The organism is Nostoc sp. UHCC 0870, from assembly GCF_022063185.1.
Taxonomy (GTDB): Bacteria; Cyanobacteriota; Cyanobacteriia; order Cyanobacteriales; family Nostocaceae; genus Trichormus.
This window is the reverse complement of sequence record NZ_CP091913.1, coordinates 2948307-2969416: the sequence shown is the minus strand read 5'-3', so window position 1 is coordinate 2969416 and position 21110 is coordinate 2948307. Positions and strand designations below refer to the sequence as shown.

Below are 21110 nucleotides of genomic sequence, written 5' to 3'. Positions count from 1 at the left end.
AACTTTTGTTTTGTATTGTTTTAAGTTTATAGTTATGACACAATGCCAACTGACAATAGCGATCGCTAATAATAATCAACACTCTCTACAAAGACTAATTAGGTCTATTAAGCTTTCTAAAGACCAATTCGCTCTGATCTTAGTACGTTGTAATTATAAACATCTACGGGAGCAGATGCTAAATGAACTACGCTCTCAAAGTAAAGATATCAATATCAAAGAGATATTTCTGCCATCATCTATTACCACCTTACATACAACAATATCTTCAGAACTATTTCTAGAAAACCCTGCTGTAGCTACAGATTCATTACCATCGGCTGTAATGGTTTTTGGTCTGGAATCAATAATTTCTCTTGATGATTTAATTATTGGCATTAATCAAGCACGAGATATCTATGCAGCTACTTTCCCTTTTCCGCTAATTTTATGGCTACAAGATGAAGTAGCATCATCGCTTTCTAGGTTAGCTCCTGATTTTAAAAGCTGGGCAGCAACTACAATTAAATTTGAACTAGCGAAAGAAGATTTAATTGCCTTAATTAGGCAAGAAACGGAGTCTTTATTTGCTAGAGTGTTAGAAACAGGTGCTGATAAATTTATTTCTAATGCTGCGCTTAATTTAGACCCCAAGTCGCAACACCGTCACGAAATAGAATCAGCACGTAATGATTTACTGCGCTTATATAGTGTGCAATTAGAACCTGGTTTAGAAGCTAGCTTAGAATTTGTTCTGGGAAGAGATAAATATGCCAATGATCAAATTAATAGTGCCTTAGCTCATTACCAAAAAAGCCTAGCTTTGTGGCAGCAAGAAGCAAGAAGGCTAAGAGATTTAGGTGCTGTAAAGTGTCATTATTCTCATCAGCTTTGGCAGGCAATCATCTCATTTCACTTAGGGTTATGTTATCGCCGGATGGCAGATTTACACCGAGGTAGTAAGAGTAGCTATTGGCAACGTGCTTTGTTATGGTTTCAACAATGTCTGGAGATATTAGAAGAAGCGCAAAGAGAAGATTTAATTGCTAAGTTTATTCTTTCAGCCTGTGAAATGCTACAACGCTTACAACGCTGGGAAGAATTAAATATATTAACTCACCAATCTTTAAAATTACATAAAATCTATGGGTTTCCAGCACAGGTTGCTCAAGATTATAGCTTTTTAGCTGCGATCGCAATTACGGAATCTAATTGGATATTAGCTCATGAACTAGTCAATTCATCTCTAGCGATCGCAGAACAATCTACAGAAGTTTCTCCTCACCAAGAAAGTAGATATCTGTTATTATTAGCCAGAACCCAATGGCATTTAGGAAAGCCAGAAGAAGCGATTAGTAACCTAGAATGGGCTAAGGTAATATGTGAACTACAGTATGAACCCTCACTTTATCTAGAAATTTTAGAAGAGTTGCGATCGCTCTATTTCATCGAACGGCATGACTATCTAGAAGCCTTTAAAATTAAACAAGAAAAAATTCAAATTGAACATCAATATGGCTTTCGTGCTTTCATAGGTGCTAGTCAATTACAACCTCAACGTTATAAAAAAGATTTATCTTTAGAATCTCAAAATATAGCATCTATTCCTGATGATGTGGCACAGGAAATAGCTGCATCTGGAAGACAGCAAGATATTCAGCGTTTAATTGAAAGAATTACTCGTGCTGATTATAAACTTACGGTAGTTCACGGACCATCTGGAGTTGGCAAAAGTTCAATATTGAAAGCAGGTTTAGTCCCTGCTCTTATGGGAAAAGTTATTGGTGATCGTATCCCTTTACCCATTGTTTTATCTGCCTATACTGATTGGATTTCCGCTTTGGGAAACTGTGTTAACCAAGCGATCGCACAGACAGATATGTCAAGTATAGTTGAATTTACTTCGACTAGTATTATTGAAAAAATTCGCTTAACTGTTGAACGAAATTACACAATAGTTATTATTCTTGATCAGTTTGAAGAATTCTTCTTTATTAATCATGCCGATCAAAGAATTAATTTTTATTATTTCCTGAGTCAATGTTTAAATCTTCCTTATGTAAAAATAATTATTTCTTTGAGAGAAGATTATTTACACTATTTATTGGAATTTGAACGATTTAGTAAAAGTAGTAATGAGACTTTATACGATTTGAGTGTAATCAACCAAAATATCTTAGATAAAGATATTCGCTATTATTTAGGAAATTTCTCCATTGAGGATACTTTAGGTATTATATGTAGCTTTACTAAAAATTCGCATTATGAAATGAGCAGTCAACTCATTAATACCCTAGTCCAAGATTTGGCAGGAGAACTAGGAGAAGTACACCCAATCGAATTGCAAATAGTAGGCGCACAATTACAAGCAGAGAATATTACTAACTTAGAACAATATAAACTTTGTGGTGGCTCGAAAAAATTAGTAGAGAGATGGTTAGAAGAAGTTATCAAAGATTGTGGGACAAAAAATGAAGATTTAAGTTGGCAATTATTATTTGAGTTAACTGACGAAAAAGGTACACGTCCATTAAAAAGTGAAATGGATTTTCTCCACGTCATCGAACAGTATAGTGATGTAATACCAGACTTTGATGCTGCTGGAGATTTAATTTTAGAAATTTTAGTTGGCTCAGGTTTAGTATTACGTTTACGAGCAGAAACAGGCGATAGTTATCAATTGGTGCATGATTATTTAGTAGAACCAATTCGGCAAAAAAATAATCACGGCATAGCAGCTGAATTAGAGAAGGTAAAATGCGAAAAAAAGCAGGCTGAAGTAGCTCAACAGGTTTCTCAAGAACAACTCAATTTAGTTTTGCGAAGACGATTGCGAGAAGCACGTATAGCAGGTGTATTGCTAGGGATCATGGGTAGCACAATTGCCTCCCTGTGGTGGCAAGCTGATATGCAAAAAAGAGCCGCAGAAATGCAAACAATCCGGGCTGAACGCAGTGAAACCAACTTACAAATTAGCGCGATCGCATCTTCTAGTGAAGCCCTCTATACTTCCAATCAGCAATTTGATGCCCTACTAGAAAGTTTGCGTGCTTGGAGAAAACTTAAAGATTCAAAGGGAATCCTTCCAGAAACTCAAATGCGAGTAGCGACAGCCTTGCAACAGGCAGTTTATGGAGTCACAGAGTTAAATCGCTTAGAAGGACACACTGATATTGTCTGGGGTGTAACATTTAGCCCAGATGGTAAGTTATTGGCATCAGCAAGCACTGACAAAACAATCAAGTTATGGCAGCCTGATGGGACTTTACGCCAAAGTCTTGCCGGTCATACTAGTGCGGTGACTAGTGTGAGTTTTAGCCCAGATGGTCAAAGCCTAGCTTCTTCTAGCCTGGACAAAACAGTGCTAATTTGGCGCAAAAATCCAACCACGGGAATCTTTGACCAAGAACCATCTATAACCTTGGCTAATGCTGGAGATTGGGTTTATAACGTCACTTTCAGCCCTGACGGGGAGTTAATAGCTACTGCGAGTAGAGATAAAACTGTCAAACTCTGGCGAAAAGACGGTAGCTTAGTCACAACACTCAAGGGACATGAAGGATCTGTAAATTGGGTCAGTTTTAGCCCTGATGGTCGATTTATTGCTTCAGCCAGTGAAGATAAAACCGTGAAAATCTGGCGGAGGGATGGTAGCCTATTCAAAACTTTGTCAGGGCATGAATTGGGTGTAACAGTTGTGACTTTTAGCCCTAATGGTGAACTGCTAGCCTCAGCCAGTCGAGATAAAACAGTCAAACTTTGGCAAATAGAGCGCACGCAGCAAGATATTTCCAAAGTTCAAATATATAAAAATTTAACGCAACATACCAGTACAGTCTGGAGTCTTAGCTTCAGTTCTGATAGTCAAAAGTTAGCTTCTGCCAGTGATGATAATATCATCAACCTCTGGACTCAAACTGGGACATTAATCAAAACTTTTAAAGGTCATAGCGATGCCGTTGTGAGCGTGGCTTTTAGTCCAGATAATAAAATGCTGGCATCAGGTAGCTATGACAAAAGTGTGAGATTGTGGAGTATTGAATCGCCGACACTACCTATTTTGCGCGGTCATGAGGGGAGGGTTTTGAGCGTTGCATGGAGTCCTGATGGACAGATGTTGGCTTCTGGAAGTCGCGATCGCACCGTGAAACTTTGGCGACGAGATTTGATCAACGGTAAAACCGAAACAAATATTTACAAAACTCTAGTAGGTCATACAGACATTGTTAATAGCGTCAGTATTGACCCCAAAGGTGAAATTATCGCTTCTGGTAGTTATGACCAAACTGTAAAACTATGGCGACGTGATGGGACTTTACTAAAAAATCTCCTAGGACACAGTGATGGGGTGATCAGTGTGAATTTCAGCCCAGATGGTGCGTTGTTAGCGTCAGCTAGTAGGGATAAAACCATCAAACTGTGGAATCGTAACGGGAGTCTGCTCAAAACCTTAGAAGGGCATCAAGCGCGGGTAAACAGTGTTAGTTTCAGTCCCGATGGTCAGGTGATAGCTTCTGCTAGCGACGACAAAACCATAAAACTGTGGCGACGGGATGGAACTTTAATTAAAACCTTTACTCCCCATGATAGTTGGGTGCTAGGGGTGACTTTTAGTCCCAAGGATCAATTGCTAGCTTCTGCCGGTTGGGACAATACAATTCGCCTATGGCGACGAGATGGGACTTTGTTACAAACCTTATTAAAGGGATACAGCGACAGCGTTAATGCGGTCACTTTCAGTCCTAATGGTGAAATCCTCGCCTCTGCTAATTGGGACAGTACAGTCAAGCTTTGGAGCCGTGAGGGCAAATTAATAAAAACCCTCAACGGGCATCAATCTCCGGTCTTGAGTGTCAGTTTTAGCCCTGATGGTCAAACCTTAGCATCGGCTAGTGATGACAATACGATTATTCTGTGGAATTTGCATCTGGATGATCTATTGTCGGGTGGCTGTAATTGGGTAGATGATTACCTCAAACACAACAACAATGTAGAAGCCAGCGATCGCTCACTCTGTGAAGATAACAGCGAAAATCGCTAGAGTTTAGCTGATGAGATCAAGGTGAGAGGCGATCGCTACTTAACATTTCATCAATGGTTTCCAACTCCCCGTTTTGACTAGCCTCCTCTTGTAACAAATTTTTTAAAAAAGCTTGCAGCCTCATGCGTTCGATATAAGGCCAACCACCCTCAGATTCAATATCTTTCAGCAATGCGTAGAGTTGCTGACGGTTATTAGGCAAACTCTCCTGAAAGGAACTATCTCGAATCTCTCGATGTAAATACTCCAACTGGCGTAGCAATTTTAACAGTTTTGTCACATCTCCTTGACAACTCTGGGCTACATCATGCACTACAGCCGCAATCTTTTGTAACTTTTCGGGCAATTGCCCTGATTCCGAACTACTGTTTTTACTCATTCCACTCTCTCCATTACAATTAAGTCTACTCAAATTTACCCAGGATTATGGGCTTTCATTTAGTGAGCAGTAACGTGTCACAAATCCCTTATCGTAGCTAAATGGGATCAAACCTGCTTAATTGAGATCAGAGTGCTTTGATTTTGAGTTAAAAAAAATCGTATGATCTGGCTGATTTCCTTATAAAGCAATGGGCTGTATGTAGTGGCAATACATACATACTACAGAACGACTTGGGCGACACTGCAAATACCTACAGTATTTGCAAAGCGCGAAGCCAAAGCCAATCTTCGCGTTATTCAAGCACTTATGCCGATCTGGAACGGGGTGTAATCATCCATGCGCCCAAACCCTTTAGATACTAATTTTTGACATTGAGGTTGACCATGAGGTATCGCGCTTTAATTGTTGCATTCTTAGCTGTGTGCTTGGGGCTACTCACTGCTTGTAGTGATGCTCCTGCTGCTAGCAGTGGGGATATACTCACTTACGAACAAATTCGAGGCACTGGCTTGGCTAACAAATGCCCCCAACTAACAGAAACAAGCCGTGGATCAATTGCCCTGGATTCTAGTCAATCCTACGCCATTAAAGAACTCTGCTTAGAACCAACCACTTTCTTTGTCAAAGAAGAACCTGCGAATAAACGTCAAAAAGCAGAATTTGTCGCTGGCAAATTGTTGACTAGATATACTTCCACCATTGACCAAGTTTCCGGCGATCTGACTATCAACCCTGATAACAGCTTGACTTTTACGGAAAAAGATGGTCTTGACTTCCAAGCCATCACCGTGCAACTACCTGGTGGTGAACGAGTACCATTCCTGTTCACTATTAAAAACTTAGTTGCTCAAACTCAACCTGGTTTAACCAGTGTTAATACTTCCACAGACTTTGAAGGAACTTTTAAAGTACCTTCCTATCGTGGTGCTGCTTTCCTCGATCCTAAAGGTCGCGGTATCGTTAGTGGCTATGACAATGCTGTAGCCCTACCAGCTCAATCCGATGATGAAGAACTCACCCGCGTTAACGTCAAGCGTGCGGACATTCTCAAAGGTAAAATTTCTCTACAAGTAGCTAAAGTAGATAGTGCTAGTGGTGAAATTGCTGGTACTTTCGAGAGCGAACAGCCCTCTGATACTGATTTAGGTGCTGATGAACCCAAAGAAGTCAAAGTTCGTGGTCTGTTTTACGCTAGGGTTGAACCCAACCGTGGCTAAATGCCCTTGATGGTTAAAACCGATTAACTAAATTTACCCCTAATTATTTGGGGGTAAATTTTATCCGCGAGTTGCTCAACTTATCGTGACAAAAGTAATACCATCTTAATATGAAAGTGCATATAATAGGGAAAACAAGAACAATAAATTAAAATAGCAATGAGCCGCCCATTTAAGATGGAAATAGCAGAGAGTGAAGAAGAACTCAAAAAACGTCTTCAAACAGCCAATTTGGTAAATCAGAAAGAAAAATTACAGATGCTGTGGTGGATAAAAAGCGGTCAGATAAAGGAACAGCAAGAAATTGGAAACCGCTTGGCAAGAGATACTTCAACAATCACCAGATGGCTACAGAAGTATAAAACAGGTGGTCTACCTAGTTTATTGGAAATAAAGAAAGCCCCAGGTGCAAAACGAAAAATTCATCCAGGAGCGATCGCGGCACTGGAGTCAGAGTTAAAAACAGGTAAAGGGTTTGCGAGCTATGGTGCCATCGTAGAGTGGTTAAAACTCGAACAAGGGCTGGAGGTTGAATATGCAACAGTGTATGCGTTAGTTCGATATAAATTAGGGGCAAAACTCAAAGTACCACGCCCTCAAAGCCATAAGCAGGAGGAAAAGTTAGTATCTGATTAAAAAAAACTCGGTATTATCCTCAAGAGCTTAGAAAAACATTTAGCACCAGGAAAGTGTATTCATTATCTGTGTCAGGATGAAACCAGGGTGGGATTAAAAACTTGAACAGGAAAAGTGATTACAGCTTCTGGAGTCAAACCAACTGTACCTGTGAAATGGCAGAGAGAAAATTTTTGGATTTATGGTGCAATTGAACCATTAACAGGACAACATTTTCAGCAAGAATACCCCAAGCTTAATGGTGACTATTTTCAACAGTTTTTAGACTGGTTATCTCAACAATTAGGTGAAGATTATGCCATTTTACAAATAGACCAAGCTCCTGCTCATATCAGTGGTGCAATTAATTGGCCTGAAAATATCATTCCTCTACTTCAACCACCTCATTCCCCCGAACTTAATCCCATTGAGAGGCTTTGGCAGTATCTCAAAAAATCACTTCATAATGAACTTTTTTCTTGTTTACAAGACTTACGCACTCGCATACAACAATTGTTCGAGCAATTAACATTTGAGCAGGTAAAGCGATAAAACTTGAACCTAATAATCCACTAATCTACCTAGCGAGAGGTGGTATTTATCAAGAGTTGAAAAGTTATCAACAAGCATTAACTGATTTTAATCGAGTTATTGAACTTCAACCTAAAGCATGAAGTTACAACAAGATCCCCGACTTCTTTAAGAAGTCGGGGATCTGAAACTGATATTTTTTATTCAAAAACAGGTAAATTATTGGGGTCGATACCTTGCGATCGCAGATAAGCCGTTAGTCGTTCTTTTTGCTGGCGTTCCTGTTCAGCACGTTGGCGTTCCTGTTCAATCTGTTCCACAGCCCAAGGTAACAAGTTTCCATCTTTATCCCACCAGCGTAACCAATAACCAGTCCGCCCTTCTTTCGTTCCTTGCCATGTTCCTAAATATAAACCCATTTCCTGCACCCAATGACGACCATTTTCATCGGGTAGCTTTAATTCATACCGATTATTTTCCCGTTGATGATATTCTAATAATCCCCCATTTGGTTCAAAAATTATGTAGATGGGAACTTGCAATATCTGCTCGTAAAAAAACCATCTTCCTGGCGGGTAAGTGCGCTTAACTGAATATTCTCCCCCATCATTATCTGAGAGAAATTCCATCACAATTAACGGAACTTCACCTTCTAAAATTGGGGTATAACTTTTGCGATCGCGGATAACTTCTTTAACTGAAGGTACATAAACCCAATCTGGTGCTTTAATAACAAGTTCTCCATTGACGGTTGCACACAGTCCGAAATTGGAAGCAATTAACATTTGTGGTTGGATGAAACCACTGATTTCTAAACTTTCGCGCAAAGCACCAGCCAATATTGGCTGACCTGTATTCTCCACTGGTTCATCCTCTAGTTTAAAGTCTTTGGGTAAGGCTTCCCAGGTGATTATTAATTCAGTTTGGGGTTTGGTTGCGCTGAGTTGGGTTGCCATAATTAATTGAGGGTTCAAAATTAAGAAACCGATTGATGACAGGTATTCTATTTTTGAGAATGACCTAATTCACAAGCATCTGGGTTGCTCCACAGTATGATTTAAGTTCATTTTTTATTGTATCAAGGAAAAATAGGCTTATTTGAGAAGATGCAAGATTTTAGCTATTGTGGTTTAATATCTGCTGCCTTTGCAAAACTTGTTGACGAGCTACCGCATACTCTCCTGTTGACAGCCAGCAATATTCTTGGCGAATAGTATTTGCATATTGTAGCTTCCATCGTCTTTTTAATCGCCTCCTGCTACTTCCTACGCATGTTTGATTTATTAACCAAAATCGGCCCCTACTAAATAATCTCTCCGTATCTCTGTGTCTCTGTGGTGAAAAAACCCTTAATTTCACCACAAAGACCTATGACTGGGAAAGTATTTCCATTTCTGCATTCAGATTATATCTAGCAAATAGCTCCGCAAACTCCAGCATCAAAGGCGTAAAATATATCTGCTGCCTTTGCAAAAATTGTTGCAAAACTTGTTGACGAGCTACCGCATACTCTCCTGTTGACAACCAGCAATATTCTTGACGAATAGTATTTGCATATTCCCGATACTGCTCTGCATTAACAGCTAAAATTCCCAAATCTGCATCTAATAAGACTTGACTATCAATATCATCTATATCAGCTTGATGGTTCTTAGTATTGAGAATCAGACGGGTGACAGTATTAATCTGATTAATAGGAATTCCTAAATTACTCAGTAAGTTATCTGCATATGCAGCACTTTTTTCTTCATTATCTTTTGCTTGAGACTCATATACAACATCATGAAACCAAGCAGCAAGCTGTACGGCAGGTAAGTTGTCAGTATAAGTTTGTAAAGTCTGAATTATCTCCAGAACATGATTAATGTGCTTCAGATTATGATAATGACGATGGGGAGCAGAATAGGAATCGACTAATTGAGCAAAACCTGTCTCCATAGCTATTTGATTAACTCCAAAGGGTTGGAGTGTTTGCTGCCAGTGACGAAATAAAATATGCGTGAGATTTTCTGTAAACATAGATGCAGTATTGCCACTGTTTATATTAAAAATAAATACTCATAAAACAACAATTTACTAATCCCAAAAACCCGGTTTCTCCTCTGGGTGTAGTTTGATGTTATCTTACCCACCTACTGAGAAGAAATCGAGTTATTCGCCACAATCTTGATTATTGAATTAAACTTCAGGGTTTCTTACGATAAGAAAGAATCAAATAATGCAGTATCCCCAGCCGACTAATCCACTCAGCAACAGCTGTAGAATTAGCAGATTGCTCATATCCTGATTCACGCTGAAGTCGTTTGATTAATGGATAAGTAGGTAGGGTGTTAGTAGTGATATCTTCCTCTACGATTGATGTAAAGCCTTTAGTTTGAGCCAGTTGACGATAAGTATTTAGCGTAAAACTACTATCAACTTTTCCATATGTGTTACTAACACTCGGCCCTGGTAACTTGCCTGCCATGTTCATTAAGGGACGGACAAATTTTAAGGGTACAAAGTCACAAAGAGCTAGTGTACCGCCTGGTTTTAGCACTCGCCAGGCTTCTTGGAAAAAGCGTTCACGACTGGGAAAATGAAAGATGCACTCAACAGCAAGTACCACATCAAAAGAATTATCTGCAAAAGGTAATTGACAAGCATCTCCTTGAATAAATTCGATTTCGTTATGATTACGCGGTTGGACTTGTTCTCTAGCTCTAGCGAGTTGGCGGGGGTCAATATTTAAACCAGTCAGCTGCATATTGCTGAAGCGATCGCTCAAACTGGCGATCGTGCCACCGAATCCACAACCGCAGTCCAGCACCTTTTGCCCATCAGCCGCGCCACCTGCATCACACACTCGCCGAGTTAAATTTTCTGCGGCGGCGGCGAAATCCTCTATTGATCCATCTGATGTCTTTGGGTTTGCCCAGTAGCCCCAATGTACGTGTAGACCAAAGGTTTTAATTAATTCGGTGTTACCTTGACTAAATCCTTCTAGTAATTGGTCAAAATACGGTAATTCAACTTTTTGATGATCAAGCATACAATTTTATGAAAACTTACACCAATTTTTAGCATGATTTGGTGTCTAGCTGGGATTGGGGATTGGGAAGCATAAATTTAAAATTTCTTATCTGTGGTGACAAAAAAAAGGACGAGTCACAATAGAAAACACAGACTTCATAGATTAAACTCTTAACTTACATCAGGAGTTCACTATCAGTGGTATTACAAATACAAACCAGCACCTACGAAGCTAAAACCCAAGAAATTGCTAAACAACTTTTAGCTGCTACGCAAGAAAATCGCTCATTTTTAGCTTCCCTGCGTGATCAAATGCGCTGGGATGATAAATTACTTGCTTGGGCGATGAGTAACCCCGGTTTACGGGTGCAATTATTTCGGTTTATCGATACTCTCCCAGCACTGCGGAGTAAATCAGAAATTGCTGCCCATCTCCAAGAATATTTAGGAGATGAATCTGTCGAACTCCCAGCCGCTTTAAAGGGAATGCTGAATTTTGCCAACCCTGAATCTATGCCGGGACAAGTGGCTGCAACTAGTGTATCTACGGCAGTTGAGACGTTAGCTCATAAATATATTTCTGGCGAAAATATTAAACAAGTCATCAAAACTGTTGAACGACTGCGAAAAGAAAAAATGGCTTTCACCATTGATTTACTTGGTGAGGCTGTTATTACCGAAATCGAGGCGCAGTCTTATCTAGAACGTTATCTAGAATTAATCGCCCAATTAACAGAAGCATCCAAGAGTTGGGGAAATATTCCGGCTATTGATGAAGCTGATGGCGAAAAGTTACCAAAAGTCCAGGTTTCTGTCAAGTTAACGGCGTTTTATTCCCAGTTTGACCCATTAGATGCTCAGGGTAGTGAGGAGAGAGTTAGCGATCGCATTCGGACTCTGTTACGTGATGCTCAAAAGTTAGGGGCTGCTATCCATTTTGATATGGAACAGTATGCTTATAAAGACTTAACTCTCAATATTTTGCAAAAAATCTTATTGGAAGATGAGTTTCGTCAACGTACAGATATTGGCATGACTATCCAAGCTTATCTTCGTGATAGTGAACAAGATGCCAAAAATGTGATCGCTTGGTTAAAACAGCGTGGCTATCCTTTAACTATTCGCTTGGTAAAAGGCGCGTATTGGGATCAGGAAACTATTAAGGCGACTCAAAAACATTGGCAACAGCCTGTTTTTAATGATAAAGCGGCAACAGATGCTAATTTTGAGGTGATTACTCAGTTATTATTGGAAAATCATCAGTATGTTTATTCTGCTATTGGTAGTCATAATGTGCGATCGCAAGCACGGGCGATCGCTATAGCGGAAAGTCTCAATGTCCCCCGGCGGCGGTTTGAAATGCAGGTGCTTTACGGGATGGGGGATAAGTTGGCTAAGGCTTTGGTGGATCAGGGTTATCGGGTTCGGGTTTATTGTCCTTATGGTGAATTGTTGCCGGGAATGGCTTATCTGATTCGGCGGTTGTTGGAAAATACGGCTAATAGTTCTTTTTTACGGCAAAATTTGGAGAATCGGCCAGTTGAGGAGTTGCTGGCTGCACCGAAGGTTGATTTAGCTCGCGCAAAGGCGCAAAGTCGCAAAGAAGGAAAGGAAGGATTTGTTGGTGCGGCGGATACGGATTATGCGGAGGTGGAGGAAAGGACGGAGGCGGCGCGGGCTTTTGCGGCTGTGCGTGGGGAGTTGGGTAGGAGTTATTTACCTCTGATTGATGGGGAGTATGTGAATACTTTAGAGGTGATTGATTCGGTTAATCCTTCTAATTTTAGTGAGGTGGTGGGGAAGGTTGGATTGATTTCGGTTGAGCAGGCGGAACGGGCTATGCAGGCGGCTAAGGCGGCGTTTCCTGGGTGGAAGAGTACACCTGTGAAAGAACGGGCGGGGGTTTTACGTCGGGCGGCTGAGTTGATGGAAGCTCGTCGGGCGGAACTCTCGGCTTGGATTGTTTTGGAGGTGGGTAAACCTGTTAAGGAAGCAGATGGGGAGGTTTCGGAGGCGATTGATTTTTGTCTCTACTATGCTGATGAGATGGAACGCCTGGATAAGGGTGTAATTTATGATGTAGCTGGGGAAACAAATAGATATATTTATCAGCCGCGTGGTATTGCTGTGGTAATTTCGCCTTGGAATTTTCCTTTGGCGATCGCCTGTGGGATGACTGTTGCTGCTTTGGTGGCTGGGAATTGTACTTTGCTGAAGCCGGCGGAAACTTCTTCTGTCATTACTGCCAAATTTACGGAAATTTTGGTAGAGGCTGGTATCCCTAAAGGTGTATTTCAATATGTACCGGGTAAGGGTTCGCAGGTGGGTGCTTATTTGGTAAGTCATCCCGATACCCATGTCATCGCTTTTACTGGTTCTCAGGAAGTGGGTTGTCGCATTTATGCGGAAGCTGCTACCCTCAAGCCGGGACAAAGGCATATGAAGCGGGTAATCGCGGAAATGGGCGGGAAGAATGCCATTATCGTTGATGAAAGTGCTGATTTAGACCAAGCTGTTGTGGGTGTATTACAGTCAGCCTTTGGCTACAGTGGACAAAAATGTTCTGCTTGTTCGCGGGTGGTGGTAGTTGAAACAATCTATGATGCCTTTATCCGGCGGTTGGTGGAGGCTACAAAGTCTCTGAATATTGGGGAAGCAGAGTTACCAAGTACCCAAGTTGGCCCTGTAATTGATGCTAATGCCCGCGATCGCATCCGTGAGTATATTGCCAAGGGTAAAGCAGAATCACAGTTAGCACTAGAATTACCAGCACCTGAACAGGGTTATTTTATTGGGCCAGTCATTTTTGGCGAAGTTCCGGCCGATGGCATAATCGCCCAGCAAGAAATTTTTGGGCCAGTATTAGCAGTAATTAAAGTCAAAGATTTTACCGCAGCTTTAGCAGTTGCTAATGATACTAACTACGCCTTGACTGGTGGACTTTATTCCCGCACGCCTTCCCACATTCAAAAGGCACAGGCAGATTTTGAAGTGGGGAATTTGTATATTAACCGTAACATCACTGGCGCGATCGTATCTCGGCAACCCTTTGGCGGATTTAAACTATCTGGCGTAGGTTCTAAAGCTGGAGGGCCTGATTATCTCCTGCAATTCCTCGAACCCCGCACCATCACCGAAAACATTCAACGCCAAGGTTTTGCACCAATTGAAGGAGCTGAATAATTCGTAATGGGCTGCGCCCCGCTACGCTCTAAGCGCAGCTATGCCGCAGGCTTTACGTAATTGGGTATAGAAGAGGGGTATGGGGCATTGGGCATTGGGTAGACAAGGTAGAATTTATTTCCCCTACACCCCTACACCCCTACACCCCTACACCCCCATACCCCTATTCTCCCGTTCTGGCAAAAACAAGGTAAATTGACTACCTACACCCAAAGTTGATGTAACTGTCACATCACCACCATGCAACCGGGCTAATTTCTTTGTTAAGGCTAAACCTAGTCCAGTTCCTTCATACTGACGATTCAATTTACTATCTAGCTGTTTAAATGGTTCAAATAAGAATTTAAATTGATTTGCTTCAATACCAATTCCCGTATCTGAGACTGTAAATGTTATCCCTTTTGGCACTTTTTTGACTGTCAATGAAACTTCCCCTGTGGGAGTAAACTTAATCGCATTAGTCAGCAAATTGAGTAACATTTGCTTAATGCGTCGCTCATCGGCAATGCAAATATCTGCGCTGGTATCAATTTCACTGGTGAGGGTTAATTTTTTTTCAATAGCGAGATCGCGCACACTTGATAAAACATAATTACACAAATCTGATACTACTACAGGCATCAGAAATATTTCTTCTTTGCCTACTTCTACCTTTGATAAATCCAAGATATCGTTAATTAGTGATAGTAGATGTTCACCACTACCGTATATACAAGTAATATATTCTTTTTGCTTGTCATTCAGAGAGCCAGCTATTTCTTGTTGAAGTAACTGAGACAAGCCCATAATAGCATTTAGAGGTGTCCGCAGTTCATGGCTCATAGTTGATAAAAATTCCCTCTTGGCTCTACTACCAGACTCTGCTGCTGCTTGTGAGGCACGCAGTTGCAATTCAGTCTGCTTGCATTCTGTAATATCTTTGACAATAACTAACAACAACTCAGGTTCACCATCAAAACCAGGCATTACAGAAATGGAAAGTTTTGTCCAAACTAAGTTGCCGTTTTTATGTAAGAAGCCTCTTTCAATTTCAACGTGTTTTGCTCCATCAAATTCTTGAATATCTGTGCATATTTCTACAAATAGCTGTTTATAATTATCTAAATCTTCTTTTGTTTGGAAAATATAATCTGTAAAGCACTTACCAAATAACTCTTCTCGACTATACCCAAGCATTTGACATAGTGCTGCATTTACATCTACTATTTTCGCCTTTATATCTATTAATCCAATCCCAACAGAGGAACGTTCAAAAATAGCGCGAAATTGCGCCTCACTCTTTTTTAGTGCTTCCTGTGTAGCGTTGCGTTCTCTCGCTTCTATCGCTAATGATACAAAATCTGCGATCGCACCTGCAAAATACTCTTCTTCTACAGTCCACTCTCGGACTTCAGCGCAATGCTCGTAGCACAATATCCCTAATAAACGATCCTCTACCCAAATTGGTGTACTGAGTAGTGACATAACATTAAACAGAGAAAGATAACTTACAAATAACTCTTGCGTTCTGTAATCATGAATGACATCATCCACTGCAATGCAGCGTTCCTCTGCTAAAGCTTGGAAATATTGAGGAAAATTCGCTGCTGACAAAGACTGGCCGAAAGTATGCTCTTCAGTATTAAGATTATACAAGTCAATACATTCAATTCCTGAGCGTTCTTCATTGTATAACCACACACTAACGCGCTGCACTAAAAGTGTTTGCGCCGCAGCCTCGGTGATTTCTTGGAATACAGCATTAAGCGTACCTGTTTGGAACGTCTTGCTCGTTGCCAAGTGCAATAGTGTCCGGCTTTGCTTACGTCGCTCGTTGTCTGGAATTTGCAGTAATTCTTGGGACTGCTGGAATTTTGTAATATCTTTAACCACTAGCACCTGCACGTGTTCTTAACAGGAATCACTTTGCATGGCAGTTCTAAAAAATAAATAGAACTGTTTCTATAAATACAACTTTTACATATAAATTTACAGAATCTAAAGGTATATTTTTCGCTGTAATTTTTGTATTTTATATGTTTTGAATTACAACCTATTGTATGTAAGCTGTTTTTAACTTGATATTAATTATCTCATTGATAGCAAGGGATCACACTAAAAATATATGTATTAATTTTTCACAAAGATTTCACATAAAATTTAAAATAACTAACAAAGCATCTGGCAAATTAACCTTTTGTAGAAACGCGATTTATCGCTTCTCTACAAAAGTATGTATTGTAATTATTAATTAAATTGGTATTAGACTTTAGCCAGGGTCACTATTTCTAACTGATCTTGATATTTACCCTGTCGTGCTTCGTAACTGATAGCACATGGTTCACCTTCTAGGAAAAGTAATTGCACCACGCCTTCATTAGCGTAAATACGACAATCAGCACTAGAAGAATTTGAAAACTCTAGAGTCAAATGACCACGCCATGCCGCCTCCGCAGGAGTTAAGTTAGCTATTATACCGCAACGTGCATAAGTCGATTTACCTATACAAACTACTGTAATATTATTCGGAACTTCCAACTTTTCTAAAGCCACACCCAAACCGTAAGAATGAGCTGGCAAAATAAAATAACTACCATTCTGATCTGTATGCAATGGTGTCGGTTCTAGATTCTGGGGATTAAAGTATTTAGGATCAACTACAGTTCCCGGAATGTGGCGAAAAATGCGGAACTCAGCCGATGACAGTCTGATGTCATAGCCATAGGAAGATAAACCGTAGCTAATGACAGGTTGAGGCTCAGAAGATGCGTCTTTTTGCACTTTTCGGATTAAACTTGGCTCAAAAGGGGAAATCATTCCTTTTTGAGCCATTTCAGTAATCCAGATGTCGTTCTTAATCACAAGTTCACAGGTAATACAAACCGAATTACTAGGATATCGTGAACTGTGTCTTTTGTTTAGGGGCGATGACTTCGACGAATCTCTGTAATTTGGTCTGCCACATCTAAAATAGATTGCGGCATTTCCGTGCCGGTGAGAATAATATCTATATGGGAAGGGCGTTTTGCCAGAAAAGCTAAAACCTCGGTTTCGGGAATTAAACCAAAGTTAACCGCCAAGCTTAACTCATCTAGAACTACCAGAGAATACTTGCCATCGTTTACTACTTGCTGTGTATGCTGCCACAATTTTTGTAAAGATTGGTGTTCCGCCTCATCTAACTGTGGCGTATCGATGCAACGAGGTAAATCGCAGCGTAGCCAATCTAAATTTTGTCCTAACTGAATAGGACGGTCTTGTCCTTGATTTATCCCTCCTTTGAGAAACTGCACTATCAACACTGGTGTACCTTGACCAGCAATTCTGAGTGCTTCCCCCATAACGCTAGTAAAAAAGTTACGGTGGGTGCTAGTGAAAACTTGCACTAGACCTTCAATTGGATGTGGTAGGCTAAGAGCCGAATTGGCACTGGGTGTTTCTAACTGGGCAACCATAGGATGATAAATTTCAAAAAATTACAATAGATTCACTAGATTTTGCAGAGATTCCTTTGAGGAAATCACCTGTATAATCAATTTGTTTTTGCTCAGTTTAAAAGGATCTGGCAATCTGCTCTATAAGTCAAACACTAGCTTTGTGTTGAAGTCAAGAGTCGAATTAGGGATGGGAGACTGGGGACTGGGAAATATTCTTGCTGATCTCCTCTAAATTTGTAACTCTTTGGCTATATGTTAGATTTCCTCCGAGGTTGGGCAAAACAAACTTATTATGTGGTAAATGTTACTGGTTGAGGAGTAAATACTTGTGAGATTAGTGATTCTAGGAGGTTCAGGATCGGGGAAAAGCAGCCAAGCACAAAGATTGGGTAGATATTTGGAAGTCTCTGAGATTTCTACGGGTGATATTTTGCGGGAAGCAATCTCTGGCAATCAGACATTAGAAAGCGTCTATACTAATCTCGGTGAACTTGGTCGTTATGCACAGCCTTATGTGTCTAAGGGTGAACTAGTTCCCGATGAAATGATTATTGAATTAATTCGGTTGCGCCTAAAAAAGCCTGATGTCAGTGGGGGCTGGATTTTAGAAGGTTATCCCCGGACTGCTTTTCAAGCGGAAGAGTTAGATTTTTTGCTAGATGAGTTGGGGCAGAAATTAGATTGGGCAATTTATTTACAAGTGCCGGAAGCCGTCATGGTGAGTCGGTCTCTAGGGCGTTCTTTACCAGATGATCAACCGGAAATTGTCCAGCGTCGAGTAGAAATTTTCTATGACCGCACTATTCCTATCTTAGAGTATTATGACCGTCGCCGTCGCCTGTTAACGATTAATGGCGACCAGTCACCAGAATTAGTGCTGCAAAATATTTTGACCTTGCTGGAAGTCCCTTAACAAAGTCTTTAGTTATCCTAAAATTTTTCTTTGGGGCTACTGTATATTTCACAATAAATCTTATACTCTAAGTTCAGTCTTCTTACTTTGTTTTTAGATGGAGATGCCAACCCTACGATACAGAATCAGTATGAGTTGCGATACTAAAGTAACTTTAAGGCATGATTTCACCATAAAAATTTTGAGGCAGCTCTAATGGTTTGGCAGCGTCCCGATGGTCGGAAACCCTACGAACTCCGTCCTGTAATGTTTCAATCTGAATTTACTCGCTTTGCCCCTGGTTCTGTACTTACAGTATGTGGTGATACTAAGGTACTCTGTACTGTCAGCGTGGCGGAAGGTGTTCCCAGGTTTTTGTTAGGAAGTGGCAAGGGTTGGTTAACTGCTGAGTACCGTATGCTACCATCAGCGACGCAACAACGCCATGAAAGAGAATTGTTGAAATTGTCTGGTAGGACGCAAGAAATTCAACGCTTAATTGGTCGTAGTTTGAGGGCTGCAATAGATTTTGAGGCGTTGGGAGAAAGGACTTTAACTGTAGATGCCGATGTGTTGCAAGCCGATGCAGGCACAAGAACAGCAGCGATTACAGGTGGTTTTGTCGCCTTAGCTCACGCTATTTCTCAATTATTACAGCGAGGAGTATTAGAGCGATCGCCTTTATGTGGACAAGTAGCAGCTGTCTCTGTCGGCTTATTAGAACAAGAGCCATATTTAGACTTGAACTATATAGAAGATGTCTCCGCAACAGTAGACTTTAACGTAGTGATGAATCAAAACTTGGGCATCATCGAAACCCAAGGCACAGCAGAAGAAGGCAGTTTTAGCCGCATCCAATTAAATCAGTTATTAGATTACGCCGAAAAAGGCATTCAGCAATTATTAATCGCCCAACGAGAGGCAATTCCCGACTGGGAGACTTTGAGGAATTGAACATTTGAGGTATTTAGCTCATCAACTCAGGAATCCTGAGTCATTTTGTTGTGTATTAATCTAAATTCCCATATCAATAAACCGACTCGTGAATTTCGATTAAATTTAGCTGTCAAAGACTTGACGGCTAGAATACACTTGACTTGTGTACATCAGATTACATATTTTTGTTACCTAAATTGGACAAAAATACTGCCGCTACAACGTGCAAGCTCTTAGCGTCAGCCGAAGTGATAACTTGTACTCATTACTCATTACTCATTACTCATTACTCATTACTCATTACTCATTACTCATCACTCACTACTAAGTTTGTCTAGGATGGCACTATGCCAATTTCTACCTTAATCTGGCTACTAGCAGGAGCAGCTCTGTGTTTAACGGAACTGTTTTTACCGTCGGCTTTTGTCGCCTTCATGATGGGTATTAGTGCCTTAATTGTGGCGTTACTATCCCAATTTGGTTTGGCTTTATGGATGCAAGTTGTAGCTTGGCTAATGCTTTCTACCTTGTCGATTGTACTTTCTCGGAGGTTTTTACAACCGCGACAACGCAAGTCAAAAATTCAGGATGCAATTATAGCAGAGACTTTAACAGAAATTCCAGCAGGTAAAACAGGGCGCGTACTGTATGAAGGCAATTCTTGGCGGGCGTTATGTGATGATGAACAACTTAATGTTGCAGCTCATCAAAGGGTGTATGTGGTCAGAAGGGAAGGTACTACATTAATTGTGATGCCGGAAAATTTGTTGCGTAGTTATTAGTTATTAGTTGAAATTCCAACTCAAATATTCAGGAGCATTAATCAATGTTTGAAAACTTCTTTTTACTTATCTTTTTGGCACTTGGTGGTTCTGCTGTGGCTGGGTCTGTTAAAGTTATCAATCAAGGTAATGAATCTTTGGTCGAAAGATTAGGTAGCTATAACAAAAAACTTGAACCTGGGCTAAATTTTGTGATTCCTTTTTTAGATAAAATTGTCTATCACGAAACTATTCGAGAAAAGGTTTTAGATATTCCACCCCAAAAATGTATCACCCGCGACAACGTAGGTATTGAAGTGGATGCGGTGATTTATTGGCGGATTGTCGATATGGAAAAAGCCTGGTACAAGGTAGAAAATCTCCATTCAGCAATGACCAATTTGGTGCTGACTCAAATTCGCTCGGAAATGGGACAACTGGAATTAGACCAAACTTTTACCGCTCGCTCCCAAATTAATGAACTTTTGTTAAGAGATTTGGATATTGCTACTGATCCTTGGGGTGTGAAGGTGACGCGGGTAGAACTGCGAGACATTATCCCTTCCCAGGCGGTAACGGAATCGATGGAACTGCAAATGTCAGCAGAACGCCGCAGACGAGCAGCCATTTTAAATTCTGAGGGTGAACGGGAAGCGGCTGTTAATAGTGCTAGAGGTAAAGCTGAAGCCCAAATCTTAGATGCAGAAGCTAGGCAAAAATCTGTGATTTTACAAGCAGAAGCAGAACAAAAAGCGATCGTCTTGAAAGCACAGGCGGAACGTCAGCAGCAAGTTCTCAAAGCTCAGGCGATCGCAGAATCCGCAGAAATTATAGCGCAAAAAATTAACTCCAATGCTACTGCCCGCCCAGCTTTAGAAGTCTTGTTGGCTTTAGGTTATCTGGATATGGGTTCTACCATCGGTAAGAGCGATAGTAGTAAAGTCATGTTTATGGATCCCCGCACTATACCCGCTACTCTAGAAGGTATACGCTCGATTGTTTCAGACATTCAAAATGATTCAGTAGTTAATGGACGTTAGTCATTAGTTAACAGTCATTAGTTAACAGTCATTAGTTAACAGTCATTAGTCATCCTTGACTGTTCCCTATTCCTTCTCCACATCAAAGCGGATTGCTATAGTTTT

Annotated in this window: 17 protein-coding genes; 10 read left to right on the top strand and 7 right to left on the bottom strand. The window is 40.6% G+C overall.

Features of this window, described 5'->3' with window-relative positions:
* The first annotated feature begins 34 nt into the window (after nt 1-34).
* Nucleotides 35-5020 (top strand): nSTAND1 domain-containing NTPase, encoded by a 4986-nt coding sequence (locus tag L6494_RS12875; RefSeq protein WP_237995470.1) that lies wholly within the window; start codon nt 35-37, stop codon nt 5018-5020.
* A gap of 16 nt (nt 5021-5036) precedes the next feature.
* Here the strand turns inward: L6494_RS12875 and L6494_RS12870 are convergent, their stop codons facing one another.
* Nucleotides 5037-5399 (bottom strand): hypothetical protein, encoded by a 363-nt coding sequence (locus tag L6494_RS12870; protein WP_237995468.1) that lies wholly within the window; start codon nt 5397-5399, stop codon nt 5037-5039.
* A 386-nt stretch (nt 5400-5785) separates the two neighbouring features.
* Here L6494_RS12870 and L6494_RS12865 point away from each other — a divergent pair, with 386 nt between their 5' ends.
* From L6494_RS12865 to L6494_RS31150, 4 genes are all read left to right on the top strand, one after another.
* On the top strand, nt 5786-6619 hold the full coding sequence (locus L6494_RS12865; RefSeq protein ID WP_237995467.1) for a photosystem II manganese-stabilizing polypeptide: 834 nt from the start codon (nt 5786-5788) through the stop codon (nt 6617-6619).
* Between the two features lie 177 nt (nt 6620-6796).
* Nucleotides 6797-7255 carry a helix-turn-helix domain-containing protein gene (locus L6494_RS12860; RefSeq protein ID WP_237995465.1) on the top strand — a complete coding sequence of 153 codons (459 nt, stop codon included), beginning with the start codon at nt 6797-6799 and terminating at the stop codon, nt 7253-7255.
* Between the two features lie 114 nt (nt 7256-7369).
* A complete protein-coding gene (locus L6494_RS12855; RefSeq protein ID WP_237995463.1) occupies nt 7370-7786 on the top strand; it encodes an IS630 family transposase in 417 nt (138 codons plus the stop codon).
* A complete protein-coding gene (locus L6494_RS31150; protein WP_442947010.1) occupies nt 7783-7908 on the top strand; it encodes a hypothetical protein in 126 nt (41 codons plus the stop codon). The genes L6494_RS12855 and L6494_RS31150 overlap by 4 nt, the downstream gene beginning before the upstream one ends.
* 57 nt (nt 7909-7965) lie before the next feature.
* Here L6494_RS31150 and L6494_RS12850 read toward each other — a convergent pair whose 3' ends face one another.
* The 3 genes from L6494_RS12850 to L6494_RS12840 form a co-directional block, all read right to left on the bottom strand.
* Nucleotides 7966-8721, bottom strand: coding sequence for a Uma2 family endonuclease (locus L6494_RS12850; RefSeq protein WP_237995461.1), 756 nt, complete (start codon nt 8719-8721; stop codon nt 7966-7968).
* Between the two features lie 412 nt (nt 8722-9133).
* On the bottom strand, nt 9134-9784 hold the full coding sequence (locus tag L6494_RS12845; RefSeq protein ID WP_237995459.1) for an HD domain-containing protein: 651 nt from the start codon (nt 9782-9784) through the stop codon (nt 9134-9136).
* A gap of 166 nt (nt 9785-9950) precedes the next feature.
* Entirely contained in the window at nt 9951-10796 is an 846-nt protein-coding gene (locus tag L6494_RS12840; RefSeq protein ID WP_237995457.1) for a class I SAM-dependent methyltransferase, read from the bottom strand.
* 179 nt (nt 10797-10975) lie between these two features.
* Between L6494_RS12840 and pruA the strand changes: the two genes are divergently transcribed.
* Nucleotides 10976-13960: an L-glutamate gamma-semialdehyde dehydrogenase gene (pruA, locus tag L6494_RS12835; protein ID WP_237995455.1), complete on the top strand. Its 2985-nt coding sequence runs from the start codon at nt 10976-10978 to the stop codon at nt 13958-13960.
* A gap of 147 nt (nt 13961-14107) precedes the next feature.
* On the opposite strand, the gene L6494_RS12830 is transcribed toward pruA, so the two are convergent.
* The 3 genes from L6494_RS12830 to L6494_RS12820 form a co-directional block, all read right to left on the bottom strand.
* Nucleotides 14108-15844 carry an ATP-binding protein gene (locus tag L6494_RS12830; protein WP_442946997.1) on the bottom strand — a complete coding sequence of 579 codons (1737 nt, stop codon included), beginning with the start codon at nt 15842-15844 and terminating at the stop codon, nt 14108-14110.
* A gap of 357 nt (nt 15845-16201) precedes the next feature.
* Nucleotides 16202-16771 (bottom strand): dCTP deaminase, encoded by a 570-nt coding sequence (dcd, locus tag L6494_RS12825; RefSeq protein WP_237995450.1) that lies wholly within the window; start codon nt 16769-16771, stop codon nt 16202-16204.
* Nucleotides 16772-16857: 86 nt separating this feature from the next.
* Nucleotides 16858-17394 carry a P-loop NTPase family protein gene (locus L6494_RS12820; RefSeq protein ID WP_237995448.1) on the bottom strand — a complete coding sequence of 179 codons (537 nt, stop codon included), beginning with the start codon at nt 17392-17394 and terminating at the stop codon, nt 16858-16860.
* A gap of 310 nt (nt 17395-17704) precedes the next feature.
* Between L6494_RS12820 and L6494_RS12815 the strand changes: the two genes are divergently transcribed.
* From L6494_RS12815 to L6494_RS12800, 4 genes are all read left to right on the top strand, one after another.
* The gene (locus tag L6494_RS12815; protein WP_237995446.1) at nt 17705-18289 is read left to right on the top strand and encodes an adenylate kinase family protein; all 585 of its coding nucleotides are present in this window, start codon (nt 17705-17707) and stop codon (nt 18287-18289) included.
* Nucleotides 18290-18484: 195 nt separating this feature from the next.
* On the top strand, nt 18485-19222 hold the full coding sequence (gene rph, locus L6494_RS12810; RefSeq protein WP_237995444.1) for a ribonuclease PH: 738 nt from the start codon (nt 18485-18487) through the stop codon (nt 19220-19222).
* A gap of 329 nt (nt 19223-19551) precedes the next feature.
* Nucleotides 19552-19986 (top strand): NfeD family protein, encoded by a 435-nt coding sequence (locus tag L6494_RS12805; RefSeq protein WP_237995442.1) that lies wholly within the window; start codon nt 19552-19554, stop codon nt 19984-19986.
* A gap of 44 nt (nt 19987-20030) precedes the next feature.
* Nucleotides 20031-21005 (top strand): SPFH domain-containing protein, encoded by a 975-nt coding sequence (locus L6494_RS12800; RefSeq protein WP_237995440.1) that lies wholly within the window; start codon nt 20031-20033, stop codon nt 21003-21005.
* Nucleotides 21006-21110 lie beyond the last annotated feature (105 nt).

Coding starts and splice junctions, on each gene's coding strand:
- L6494_RS12875 (WP_237995470.1), top strand. CDS start 35: ATGACACAATGCCAACTGACAATAGCGATCGCTAATAATAATCAACAC.
- L6494_RS12870 (WP_237995468.1), bottom strand. CDS start 5,399: ATGAGTAAAAACAGTAGTTCGGAATCAGGGCAATTGCCCGAAAAGTTA.
- L6494_RS12865 (WP_237995467.1), top strand. CDS start 5,786: ATGAGGTATCGCGCTTTAATTGTTGCATTCTTAGCTGTGTGCTTGGGG.
- L6494_RS12860 (WP_237995465.1), top strand. CDS start 6,797: ATGGAAATAGCAGAGAGTGAAGAAGAACTCAAAAAACGTCTTCAAACA.
- L6494_RS12850 (WP_237995461.1), bottom strand. CDS start 8,721: ATGGCAACCCAACTCAGCGCAACCAAACCCCAAACTGAATTAATAATC.
- L6494_RS12845 (WP_237995459.1), bottom strand. CDS start 9,784: ATGTTTACAGAAAATCTCACGCATATTTTATTTCGTCACTGGCAGCAA.
- L6494_RS12840 (WP_237995457.1), bottom strand. CDS start 10,796: ATGCTTGATCATCAAAAAGTTGAATTACCGTATTTTGACCAATTACTA.
- dcd (WP_237995450.1), bottom strand. CDS start 16,771: ATGGCTCAAAAAGGAATGATTTCCCCTTTTGAGCCAAGTTTAATCCGA.
- L6494_RS12820 (WP_237995448.1), bottom strand. CDS start 17,394: ATGGTTGCCCAGTTAGAAACACCCAGTGCCAATTCGGCTCTTAGCCTA.
- rph (WP_237995444.1), top strand. CDS start 18,485: ATGGTTTGGCAGCGTCCCGATGGTCGGAAACCCTACGAACTCCGTCCT.
- L6494_RS12805 (WP_237995442.1), top strand. CDS start 19,552: ATGCCAATTTCTACCTTAATCTGGCTACTAGCAGGAGCAGCTCTGTGT.
- L6494_RS12800 (WP_237995440.1), top strand. CDS start 20,031: ATGTTTGAAAACTTCTTTTTACTTATCTTTTTGGCACTTGGTGGTTCT.